The organism is Pseudomonas panipatensis, assembly GCF_900099785.1.
GTDB lineage: Bacteria > Pseudomonadota > Gammaproteobacteria > Pseudomonadales > Pseudomonadaceae > Pseudomonas > Pseudomonas panipatensis.
The window spans coordinates 50,555-62,078 of record NZ_FNDS01000005.1 but is presented as its reverse complement, the minus strand read 5'-3'; the positions used below and the strand labels follow the sequence as shown (position 1 = coordinate 62,078).

Annotated in this window: 7 protein-coding genes; 2 read left to right on the top strand and 5 right to left on the bottom strand. The window is 65.9% G+C overall.

Annotated features, from left to right (window positions below; all coding sequences use genetic code 11):
• The first annotated feature begins 3 nt into the window (after positions 1 to 3).
• Positions 4 to 2,076: a GGDEF/EAL domain-containing response regulator gene (locus BLQ74_RS12845; protein WP_090262963.1), complete on the top strand. Its 2,073-nt coding sequence runs from the start codon at positions 4 to 6 to the stop codon at positions 2,074 to 2,076.
• Between the two features lie 54 nt (positions 2,077 to 2,130).
• Here the strand turns inward: BLQ74_RS12845 and serB are convergent, their stop codons facing one another.
• Positions 2,131 to 3,351, bottom strand: a complete 1,221-nt coding sequence (gene serB, locus BLQ74_RS12840; RefSeq protein WP_090262962.1) for a phosphoserine phosphatase SerB — start codon at positions 3,349 to 3,351, stop codon at positions 2,131 to 2,133.
• 198 nt (positions 3,352 to 3,549) lie between these two features.
• On the opposite strand from serB, the gene BLQ74_RS12835 reads away from it, so the two are divergent.
• Positions 3,550 to 5,121: an AhpA/YtjB family protein gene (locus BLQ74_RS12835; RefSeq protein WP_090262961.1), complete on the top strand. Its 1,572-nt coding sequence runs from the start codon at positions 3,550 to 3,552 to the stop codon at positions 5,119 to 5,121.
• A gap of 201 nt (positions 5,122 to 5,322) precedes the next feature.
• On the opposite strand, the gene BLQ74_RS12830 is transcribed toward BLQ74_RS12835, so the two are convergent.
• The 4 genes from BLQ74_RS12830 to parC all read right to left on the bottom strand — a co-directional run bounded on the left by BLQ74_RS12830 (position 5,323) and on the right by parC (position 11,521).
• Positions 5,323 to 6,543, bottom strand: a complete 1,221-nt coding sequence (locus tag BLQ74_RS12830) for a metallophosphoesterase family protein (RefSeq protein ID WP_090262960.1) — start codon at positions 6,541 to 6,543, stop codon at positions 5,323 to 5,325.
• 11 nt (positions 6,544 to 6,554) lie between these two features.
• Positions 6,555 to 8,168 carry an ArnT family glycosyltransferase gene (locus BLQ74_RS12825; protein WP_244507188.1) on the bottom strand — a complete coding sequence of 538 codons (1,614 nt, stop codon included), beginning with the start codon at positions 8,166 to 8,168 and terminating at the stop codon, positions 6,555 to 6,557.
• Positions 8,169 to 8,391: 223 nt separating this feature from the next.
• The gene (locus tag BLQ74_RS12820; protein ID WP_090262959.1) at positions 8,392 to 9,105 is read right to left on the bottom strand and encodes a PqiC family protein; all 714 of its coding nucleotides are present in this window, start codon (positions 9,103 to 9,105) and stop codon (positions 8,392 to 8,394) included.
• 151 nt (positions 9,106 to 9,256) lie between these two features.
• Entirely contained in the window at positions 9,257 to 11,521 is a 2,265-nt protein-coding gene (gene parC, locus BLQ74_RS12815; RefSeq protein WP_090262958.1) for a DNA topoisomerase IV subunit A, read from the bottom strand.
• Between the last annotated feature and the right edge of the window lie 3 nt (positions 11,522 to 11,524).

Here is an 11,524-nt window from a genome sequence, read left to right as displayed (position 1 = left end):
CCCATGGCCAATGAAAAGAAAACCATCCGCCTGCTGATCCTGGAAGACTCACAGAACGAAGCCGAGCGGCTGGTCAGCCTGTTCCGCAACGCCGGCCGTGCCACGCGTGTCCACCGCGTGACCTCCAGCGACGACCTGGCGGAAGCCCTGCAACAGGGCTGGGATCTGTTGATCGCCGCCCCGGAAAGCAGCGCCATGGCGCCAGGCGAAGCGCTCGCCAGCATCCGTCGGCAAGCCAAGGACATTCCCTTCATCCAGTTGATCAGCGGCAACGACTCCGACGCCATCACCGAGGCTCTGGCGCTCGGTGCGCAGGATGCCTTGCCCCAGGGCGAGGATGAGCGCCTGGTGCTGGTGGCCAACCGCGAATTCAGCAACCTCGAGGAACGCCGCGCCCGGCGCGCCGCCGAAGTGGCCCTGCGCGAAGCGGAAAAGCGCTGCCAGCTTCTGCTCGACAGCTCGGTGGATGCCATCACCTACGTCCACGACGGCATGCACATTTACGCCAACCGCGCGTATGTCGACCTGTTTGGCTACGAAGACGCCGAAGAGCTGGAAGGCCTGCCGATGATCGACCTGATCGCCAGCAGCGAGCAGGCCACGTTCAAGGACTTCCTCAAGGGCTACCAGAACCACGAAGGCGACACCGAACTGCGCTGCAGCGGCGTCAAGGTGAATGGCCAGGGCTTCAACGCGCGCATGAGTTTCTCCCCGGCCACTTACGACGGCGAACCCTGCATCCAGGTGGTGATCCGCGCCGAGAGCGACAACAGCGAACTGCAGGAAAAGCTGCGTGAAGTCAGCAGCCAGGACCTGGTGACCGGCCTCTACAACCGGGCGCACTTCATCGATCTGATGGATGCCGCCGTCGAGCGCGCCGTCACCGCCGGGCAGCCGGCGACCCTCGCCTACTTGTTGCTGGACCGCGCGCAGAACCTGCAATTGAGCCTGGGCATCGCCAGCATCGACCTGCTCCTGGCCGATCTCGCCAACTTGCTGCGCGGGCATTTCCCGGCAGGCAGCCAACTGGCGCGCTTCAGCGACGACGCCTTCAGCGTCTTGATCGCCGGGCAGACCCCGGAGCAGAGCAAGCCGCTCTTCGACAGCCTGATCAAGAACGTCGAAGGCCACCTGTTCGACATCCACGGCCGCACCGCCCAGGCGACCCTGTCAGTCGGCTGCGCCGGGCTCGACGAGAAGACCAGCAAGGCCCAGGACGTGATCGAGCGCGCGCACCGCTGCGCCGACGAAGTGGCGCAGCGCGGCGGCAATGGCATCAAGCTCTACGACCCGTCCGACGAACTGGCCGCCGCAGCCAGCCGCGGCGACCTCCTGGCGATCATCCAGCAGGCCCTGGAAAAGAACAGCTTCCGCCTGCTCTTCCAGCCCATCATCAGCCTGCGCGGCGATAGCCACGAGCACTACGAAGTGCTGCTCCGCCTGCTCAACCCGCAAGGCGAGGAAATCCCCGCCGCCGACTTCCTCGGCGCGGCCAAGGCTGGCGGCCTGGCCGAACGCATCGACCGCTGGGTACTGCTCAACTCCATCAAGCTGCTCGCCGAGCACCGCGCCAAGGGGCACAGCACCAAGCTCTTCGTCCACCTCTCCGGCCCGAGCCTGCAGGACGCCGGGCTGCTGCCCTGGCTCAACGTGGCGCTCAAGGCCGCCCGCCTGCCGGCGGACTCGCTGATTCTGCAGATCAGCGAACCAGACGCCATCGCCTACCTGAAGCAGGCCAAGACGCTGAGCCAGGGACTCGCCGAGCTGCATTGCCAGGTCGCCCTGTGCCAGTTCGGTTGCGCGCTGACCCCCTTCAACACGCTCAAGCACATGAACGTCGACTTCGTGAAGGTCGACGGCTCCTATGTGCAGGATCTCAGCCGCCCGGAAAACCAGGAAAACCTCAAGACCCTGATCGCCAGCCTGCACGCCCAGGCCAAGCTGACCATCGTGCCGCTGGTGGAAAGCGCCAGCGCCCTGGCGACCCTCTGGCAGGCCGGCGCCAACTACATCCAGGGCCGTTACCTGCAAGGCCCCAGCCAGGCGATGGACTACGACTTCTCCTCGGAGGAGTGACAGCGAACCATGAAAAAAGCCGCCCTCGGGCGGCTTTTTTCATGGTGGCGCGACTCAGTGACCGTCGCTGCCGTCGCGATCGCGGAAGCCCAGCAGATAGAGGATGCCGTCCAGCCCCAGGGTCGAGATGGCCTGCTTGGCCGACTGCTTGACCAGCGGCTTGGCGCGGAAGGCCACTCCCAGGCCAGCCAGGCCGAGCATAGGCAGATCGTTGGCGCCATCGCCCACGGCGATGGTCTGCTCCAGTTGCAGACCTTCCTTCGCCGCCAGCTCGCGCAGCAAATCGGCCTTGCGCTGGGCATCGACGATCGGCTCGATGGCCACGCCGGTGACCTTGCCGTCGATGATTTCCAGCTCGTTGGCGAACACGTAGTCGATGCCCAGCTTGGCTTGCAGCTGGCGGGCGAAGTAGGTGAAGCCCCCGGAAAGAATCGCGGTCTTGTAGCCCAGGCGCTTGAGTTCGGCGAACAAGGTTTCCGCGCCCTCGGTCAGGCGCAGCGAGGCGCCGATCTCTTCCAGCACCTCTTCGGACAAGCCCTTGAGCAGCGCCAGGCGCTCCTTGAAGCTGGCACGGAAATCCAGCTCGCCGCGCATCGCCCGCTCAGTGATCTCGGAGACCTTCTCGCCCACGCCGGCAGCCTTGGCCAGTTCGTCGATGACCTCCGCCTCGATCAAGGTCGAATCCATGTCGAACACCGCCAGGCGGCGATTGCGGCGGAACAGCGAATCCTGCTGGAAGGCGATATCGACGTTCAGCTCCTGGGCCACGCTGAGGAACTCGGCGCGCAGCGCCGCCGGGTCGGCCGGCTCGCCGCGCACGGAGAACTCGATGCAGCCCTTGCCGCGATCGGCCGGCATATCCAGGGGCATGCGCCCGGACAGACGATCGATGTGGTCGATGTTCAAGCCGTACTTGGCGGTAATGGAGCTGACCCGCTGCAATTGCTCGGCGGTCACCCGCCGGGTCAGCAGGGTGACGATGTGGCGCGGCTTGCCCTGGCCACCGACCCATTGCTGGTAATCGCTTTCCGCGACCGGCGTGAAGCGTACCTGCTGGTCCAGCTTGTAGGCCGTGAACAGCACATCCTTGAGCACCGAGGAGGCCTGCTCGGTATCCGGGATTTCCACCAGGATGCCGAACGAGAGGGTGTCGTGGATCACCGCCTGGCCGATGTCGAGGATGTTCACCCCACCCTGGGCCAGCACACCGGTGACGGCAGCGGTGAGGCCGGGGCGATCTTCCCCGGTGATATTGATCAGGACGATTTCGCGCAAGGCGCAGTCTCCGCCATGGAAAAAGCGCACATTCTACCGACTTTCTCGGTCGTCGCCTCACCCGGCCGAGCGCAACCGCCGATCGGATTGCAGCACCGTAGCGGCCGACGCTTCGAATTGCCGGTGGCGCGGCGCTTTGACCCTTTCCGGGGCGCCGTTATACTGCCCGGCAACTGTCCTATAGAGACCGAGCCCGCTGTGACCCGGCCCACCTCCGTCAAGCCTGATAATTTCTTCCTGCTGCTGTTCCACGCACTGCGTCAGCGCCGGGTGCCCATTGCCTTGCGCATCGCCCTGCACAGCCTGGTGCTGGTCGCCCTGGCGCTGGTGATCTATGCCTGGGTGATGGGCATGCAGTTCAAGCAGGCCATGCACCAGCAGGCCGACGCCGTGGGCCAGAGCCTGACCACGCAGACCGCGGCCTCGGCCACCGAACTGCTGGTGTCCAACGACATCCTCAGTCTCAACGTCCTGCTCAACAACCTGACCAAGAATCCGCTGGTGGCCCACGCCGCCATCTACAGCGCCGACGGCCGCACCCTGGCCGAAGCCGGTAGCCGCCCGAAGCAGAGCCTGCTGGGGGAGACCGAGGGCGTCTATACGACGCAGATCACTTTCCAGGAAGTCATGGCCGGGCGCCTGCGCATCAGCCTCGACATGCAGCAATTCCAGCAGCCGATGATGGTCAGCCTGCAGAGCATGGGGCTGATCAGCCTGATCCTGCTGCTGCTGACCCTGACCCTCAGCCTGCGCCTGGGCCGGCATATCTCCACTCCGCTGCTGCAATTGCGCGTCTGGCTGCGCGACCCCGACGACTCCGCTCCGGGCGCCAGCCTGCACAACGAGATCGGCGACCTGGCGCGCCAGCTGCAAGCACGCCTGGCGCCGGAAAAGCCGCTGGTGCCCGAGCCAGCGCCTGCCCCGGCAGCGCCCGTCGCGCCCCGCAAGGTCGCGCCCAAGGCAAGCGCAGTCGCGCCGGCCAAGGCAGCAGCCGTGGAGCCAGCGCTCGAACAGGATATCGATCTGGGCGACGCCCTGGAGCCATCCCTCGGACTCTCGGCCGAAGAGCATGAGTTCGACGAAAACATCTTCGCCGACGGCGAGCTGCCGAGCGCCGCGTTGGCCGATGACCCAGCGTTTGTCGAGGAACGCGAGGAAGCGCGGGTCGAGGCCGAGGACATTCCCGAGCCGGTGCTGCCGAACCCCTGCGCGGTACTGGCCGTGCAACTGGGCAACCAGGAGCACCTGCGGCGCCTGCCGCGCGGCCGCCTGGTGGACCTGCTGGAGCGCTACCGCGATTGCCTGGAACAGGCCGCGCGCCTGTACAAGGGCAGCCTCTTCACCCTCAGCGACGGCGGCAGCCTGATCCTCTTCCATGCCCGCGATGACGACGACTACCTCACGCATGCACTGTGCTGCGGCGAGCTGATGCGCGCCCTCGGACACGCCCTGCAGATCGAGGTGGTGGACAGCGGCATCACGCTGCAACTGCAACTGGGCCTGACCCAGGGCGAAGAACTCGCCGAACTGGCGCAGGCCGATCTACTGCAGACCCCCGCAGTAATGAGCGCGCTGACCCTCAGCCAACACAGCCGCAACCTGCTGCTGATCGAGCGCGCCATCGCCGATGACGAGCAAGTGCGCCAGCGCGCACGCATCCGAGCCATCGCCAACCCGGCGGAGGCCAGTTGCGTGGAATGGCTGAAGGAACCCTACCCGTCGATGCTGGAACGCCAGCTCTCGCGCATGCGCGCACTGCGCGCCCACTGAGGGGCACCTGGGTCGGGCTGAACCGGCCTCCCGTTACCGCTGTTGGCGATCGGCCTGGCGCTCGGCCCACGGGCCGATCCGCGCTCACCCATGACGTTTCCCGCATCAGCTCACGCCGCTTTCTCAGCCCACGCGGACTGAGCGCTCCGGGCCTGACTGCCGCGCCTGACCATGGCATTGCGCGGCGGCGTCGATCCTGACTCAGTCGATGTGCAGTTGCTGCCGCAACTGGGCCATCAGCCCCGGCCCTGGCGTCTCGCCGTCCGCCTCGAAGGTATAGCCATCGAACGGGGCGAAGCGCTGGCGGAAATCCAGCTCGATCACGTAGCGGTTGTCCCAGCCGCGCGACTCATCGGCCGCCGGCGCCAGCTGGTCGCAGTCGCCCAGCGCGGTGCCATCGGCGCATTTGCGCATGAGATGCGCGTAGTAGTGGCTCTTCCACAGCACCCAGGGCGAAAGCGTGAAAGCCTCCAGGTGGCCGTGCGCCAGATCGAATTCGAGCAGCCGCAGCAAACCGTTGCCGCCCAGGTACTGATCCTGGTAATCGAGCCTGAGCATGTCCACGCTGAGGCCGTGATCGTTGCGCAGGCGCAGATGCGACGAGCCATTTATCTGCCCGCTGAGGGTGAGGAATATCTGGTCGTTGCGCCGAACCAGGCGATTCCACACCCGCGCATCGTCGCCGTCCGCCTGGCCCGGCGGCTGGATGTCATGCGTGACGAGAATGACCGGCAGACGAGGTTGCTGGTCGATCACCTGCTGCGCCCAATCCAGGGTCGCCTCACTGGGGTGGCTGTCCAGGGCGAGCAGCAGGAACGTCTGACCACTGACACGGAAGCGGTGGTACTGACTCAACCCCAGCGGGTCACTGCCAGCGTAGGTGCTTTGCCAGGCCGCGCGCTGCGGACCGAAGAAGTCCTTGAAGTGATCGCGCAGCGAGCGCTGGTCGTCGGGCGTCGCGGAGCCGTGCATGTCGCGCTCGCCGGAAATGATGCTGTAAGGCACGCCGCCCTCTTCCAACTGCCGCATGGCGGCACTGGCGACCCGCCACTGGCTCAGGTTGCTGGCGTTCTGCACCACATCGCCCAGGTGCACCACCATGGGCATCTGCAATGCCGTGGCGTTCTGCGCTAACCAGTAGGTCTGGGCGAACAGCGCCAGGGCCGGGTCATAGGGCAGACCGACGAAACGCTGGCTGTGCTGGAAGAAATTGAGCTGCTTGTGATTGTTCTCGGCGTAGTACTGAGTATCCGGCAGCAACGCCAGGACGAACTCGCCCGGGCGCGGTCGCATCGTCAGGCTGGGCAACGGATGCTCGCGGAAGAACGACTGATCATGGGCGAGGTGTCGGCGCTCGCCCTGGCCGCCGCCACAGGCGCACAGGGACAGCAGGCAACCGGCAAGAATGAGCAGCCGCTTCATCGGTCCGCCACTCAAGGGCTGGCTGCACCGGCAGCGGGCAGATACAGAAGGACATAGGGCTCGTGATCGAAATCCTCGGCGACCAACGGCTTGAGGGAGCCCAACGGCGAATCGCCGAGCGTGCGCTGGCGCGCCGCCTCCATCACCAGGTAAAGCGGCCCCTGCACGCCCTTCAATTCGACATTCTGATCGACGAAGCGCGGCAGCAGGTCGTGATCGAGATTGACCAGATACTTGATCGCCTTGGCATCCCTGGCCAGGCCGACGAAGGCCACCGGCGCCGGCTGCGCGGACATGACGGCATCGGCGGCACGGACGAAGGTGCGGGTATCGTAGAGACTCCGTTCGATGGGCTCGTACGCCAGGATGTAAGCCCCCCACATGGCCATGACGGCGCACCCGGCCAGACCAAGCGCGCGCCAACCGGGCTTGAACGCCAGGTAGACGGCCAAGCCCTGGAGAATCACCAGCAGCGCCAAGGTGCTACCGAGTGCCAGCCGATGCGCCCCAGCCACATGCGGGAAACGCAGCCAGGCGAACACCAGTGCGGCCCCCAGCAATCCAGGCAGTAGCAGCCACAAGGTTTGCGAGAGGATACGCAGGAGCCTGGCCAGGCGATTGCCCTCGACCATGAAGGGGTAGGCCGCGATGATCGCCGCATACGGCGCCATGGCCAGCACATAGCGGGCCTTCTTGGCCTGCGGCAGCGACAGACCGAGCATCACCACCAGGGCCGCCAGCGCGCAGGCCCGCAACAGCAGCAGAATGCGCGCATCCGCCGGGTTCCGCTGCGGCACAAGGAACAGCGCCAGGGCCGGCAGTGCCAGGGGGAACGCCAGGGCGTAGTTACCCGGCGCACTGAGGAAGTAATAGAACGGCGAGCTGGCTCCGGCACTGCCATCCAGGCGACCGATCACCTGCATGTGCAAGACATCCCAGGCAAACCCCGGCCCACCCTCCAGCCGCGCCAGACCCAGCAGTCCCAGGCAACAAATGGTCAGCAAGGCACCGGCGAACAGGCCGAAGCCCAGCAAGCGGCGCCAATCGCCGGCCACCAGCCAGCAAGCACACACCACCCCGGCGGGAATCACCAGGCCGAGCGGACCACGAATCATGAAGCCGAGCAGCAACAGCCCGCCCAGCCAGGCGAACAAGGCCAGCCGCGAGCGCTCCGCAGCGGTGTAGGCCTGGTAGAAGGCGCCCAGGGCCACGGCGGATATCAGTTGATCCAGGGATACCGCGCGGGTTTCGCTGACGAAGGTCAGGGTGAGCAGCAAGAACGCCACGCTGAGCAACGCCCAACGCGGGGAGAACGGTTGCAGCAGGCGGAAGACCAGCGCGACAGTCGCCGCCGAGGCCAGCGCCGAGGGCAGCCAGGCGGCCAGGGTATCGACCCGACCGAACGGCAACGAAAGCAGGTAGATGAACAGGGTAGAGGTTCCCGGATAATCCGGATAAGCCTCGCCATAGGTAGTCGGGAAGAGGCTGGGCCCATGGCGCAGCATTTCCTGGGCGAAGAGCACGAATCGCGAGTCGAAACCGATCACCGCCAAGCCATGGGCGCCAGCGCTGAACAGCAGCAGGGCAAGGGCGGCAAGAAGCCACGTCTGGGCAGCAAGGCTCAAGCGCAAGGGCCAGAAGGCCGATCTCGATACGGACGAAGACAGCGACAAAGGGATCCCTCCACCAGGCGATATCCGAAGGGATTCCGGACCTCGCTTCCAGCAGAAACGCCGCCTTTATTAGCACCGTCGCGGTTAAGAAGTTGTTAAGCGCGCAAGCCGGACGCCACGACGGCCGGGGCAGCGGGAGCGGTCCGGGCGCCAGGCGCCACGGACCGGAAAGGCATCAGAAGCGGAACACTTCTGCGTCGGTGCGAATCGGCACCACCAGCGGCATCTTCGGCCCTTCGTCCTTGGGCTTGGCCGTCTGCTCGGCGGTCGGCGCCGCCTTGTGCGGAGTCGGTTGCGGCTCGCTGACGACCGCCAGCGGGCGCACATCCTTGGCCAGTTGCGCGGCCAAACGACGCAGCAGGTCGCTCTGCGCGCGCACTTGATCCTTGATGCTGCCGTCGTGCTTTTCTTCCTGATGGAACACGCGGCTGTCGCGCAACTGTCCTTTCTGGTCGAGCAGGCGCCAGCGCGCATCCAGCACCGCCGGCTCCTTGGGACCGGAATCCAGGCGACTGATGTTCAGCAGGACCTGTACCTGCGGGACGAAACCGGGCTTCTCCGGGAACAGTGCCAGGCGCGTGCTGTCCAGTTGACTGGATAGCTGGCGCAGCAGTTGCTGACTGACGTTGGTCTCAAGGCTACCGGCCCAGCGCGCCTCGCTGGACAGGCTGAGAATGCCATCGGCCTGGCGCTGGACCAGGGTTTCGCGTTGCAGGTAGTCGGCCAGTTGCACCGGCCCGAGCAGCACGGCGACGCCGTTCTCGCGCACGGGTACCGGAGACGCCCCCGCATCCAACTGGTACAGCTGTGCCGGAGGATTGACCGTACATCCCGCCAGCCCGAGCAGGCTGACGAGGGAAAGACATGCCAGGACGCGCCAAGCGCTCATCTTGCATCACCGTATTTCGCCGAGGATCGGCACCACTTGCGACAAATCGAAAAAAATCGACAGCAAAGGCGCCGAAGCGCCCTTGCCAAAGGGGCCTATCATCCCCTAACCGGCGTCATAGCTCCAGAGCCAGAGTGTATCGCTGGGCGTTTCACTCCTGAGACAGGACTTCGACCAGCAGCGAATCGACCCGCTGGAAACCACGCGGCAACTTGTTGCCCCGCCGACCGCGCTCGCCCTTGTAGTGCTCCAGGTCGTCGCCCTTCAGCGACAGGGTCCGTTTGCCGGCCTGCAATACCAGGGTCGCCGCCGGCGGCAGCACCGCCAGATCGGTCAGGTATTCCTCGCGGCTGGCGACACGCTCGCCGGGCACGCTGATGATCTTGTTGCCCTTGCCCTTGGCCAATTGCGGCAGGTCGGAGACTTTGAACAGCAGCAGGCGGCCTTCGGTGGTCACCGCCGCCAGCCAGTCCTGCTCGACATCGGCGACCGGCCGCGGGGCCATCACCTGGGCGCCATTGGGCAGGCTGAGCAGCGCCTTGCCGGCCTTGTTCTTGGCCTGCATGTCCTCGCCCTTGACCACGAAGCCATAGCCGGCGTCCGAGGCCAGCACATAGAGGGCATCATCGTCGGGCAGCAAGACCCGCTCGAAGGTAGCCCCCGGCGGCGGGGTCAGGCGGCCGGTCAGCGGCTCGCCCTGGCCACGCGCGGAGGGCAGACCGTGGGCCGCCAGCGAATAGCTGCGCCCGGTGGAGTCGATGAACACCGCGTACTGGTTCGAGCGTCCGGGCGCGGCGGCCTTGAAGCCGTCGCCAGACTTGTATGACAGGCCGCTGGCGTCGATGTCGTGCCCCTTGGCGCAACGGACCCAGCCTTTCTCGGAGAGCACCACGGTGACCGGCTCGGTCGGCATCAGCTCGGTTTCCGACAGCGCGCGGGCCTCGGCACGCGCAACGATCGGCGAACGGCGGGCATCGCCATAGGTCTCGGCGTCGGCGATCAGCTCATCGCGCACCAGCTTGCGCAGCTTGGCGTTGGAGCCGAGGATCGCCAGCAACCTGGCACGCTCCTTGGCCAATTCGTCCTGCTCGCCGCGAATCTTCATCTCTTCCAGCCGCGCCAGTTGACGCAGGCGGGTATCGAGGATGTAGTCGGCCTGGATCTCGCTGAGCTCGAAGCGCTGCATCAGCACCGGCTTGGGCTGGTCCTCGGTGCGGATGATGTGGATCACCTCATCCAGATTGAGGAAGGCGACCAGCAAGCCTTCCAACAGGTGCAGGCGGCGCTCGACCTTGTCCAGGCGGAACTGCAGGCGCCTGCGCACGGTGTCGGTACGGTAGGTCAGCCACTCGCTGAGCAACTGGCGCAGGTCCTTGACCTGCGGCTTGCCATCCAGGCCGATGACGTTGAGGTTGACCCGGTAGGAGCTTTCCAGGTCGGTGGTGGCGAACAGATGGGTCATCAGCTCTTCGGCGTCCACGCGATTGGAACGCGGGATGATGACGATGCGGGTCGGGTTCTCATGGTCCGACTCGTCGCGCAGGTCAGCGACCATCGGCAGCTTCTTGGCCTGCATCTGCGCGGCGATCTGCTCCAGCACCTTGGACCCGGAGACCTGGTGCGGCAGCGCGGTGACCACGATATCGCCATCCTCGACCCGATAAACCGCGCGCATGCGCACCGAGCCACGCCCCGTCTCGTAGATCTTCTGCAGATCGGCGCGCGGGGTGATGATTTCCGCTTCGGTGGGGAAGTCGGGACCGGGCACGTGCTCGATCAGTTCACCGACCGTGGCATCCGGCTGGTCGAGCAGGCGCACGCAGGCGGCGGCGACTTCCCGCAGGTTGTGCGGCGGCACGTCGGTGGCCATGCCCACGGCGATGCCGGTGGTGCCGTTGAGCAGCAGGTTGGGCAAGCGCGCCGGCAGCACCGCCGGCTCTTCCAGGGTGCCGTCGAAGTTCGGCACCCAGTCCGCGGTGCCCTGGCCCAGCTCGGAGAGCAGGGTCTCGGCGTAGCGCGACAGACGCGCCTCGGTGTAACGCATGGCGGCGAAGGACTTGGGATCGTCCGGCGCCCCCCAGTTGCCCTGGCCATCCACCAGCGGATAGCGATAGGAAAACGGCTGGGCCATCAGCACCATGGCTTCGTAGCAGGCCGAATCGCCGTGCGGGTGGTATTTGCCGAGCACGTCGCCGACGGTACGCGCCGACTTCTTGTGCTTGGAATCGGCGTCCAGGCCGAGTTCGCTCATGGCATAGACGATGCGCCGCTGCACCGGCTTGAGGCCGTCGCCGATATGCGGCAGGGCGCGATCCATGATCACGTACATGGAGTAGTTGAGGTAGGCCTGTTCGGTGAAGTCGGCCAGGGAACGGCGCTCCACGCCTTCCAGGCTGAGATCGAGGGTTTCGCTCATGCG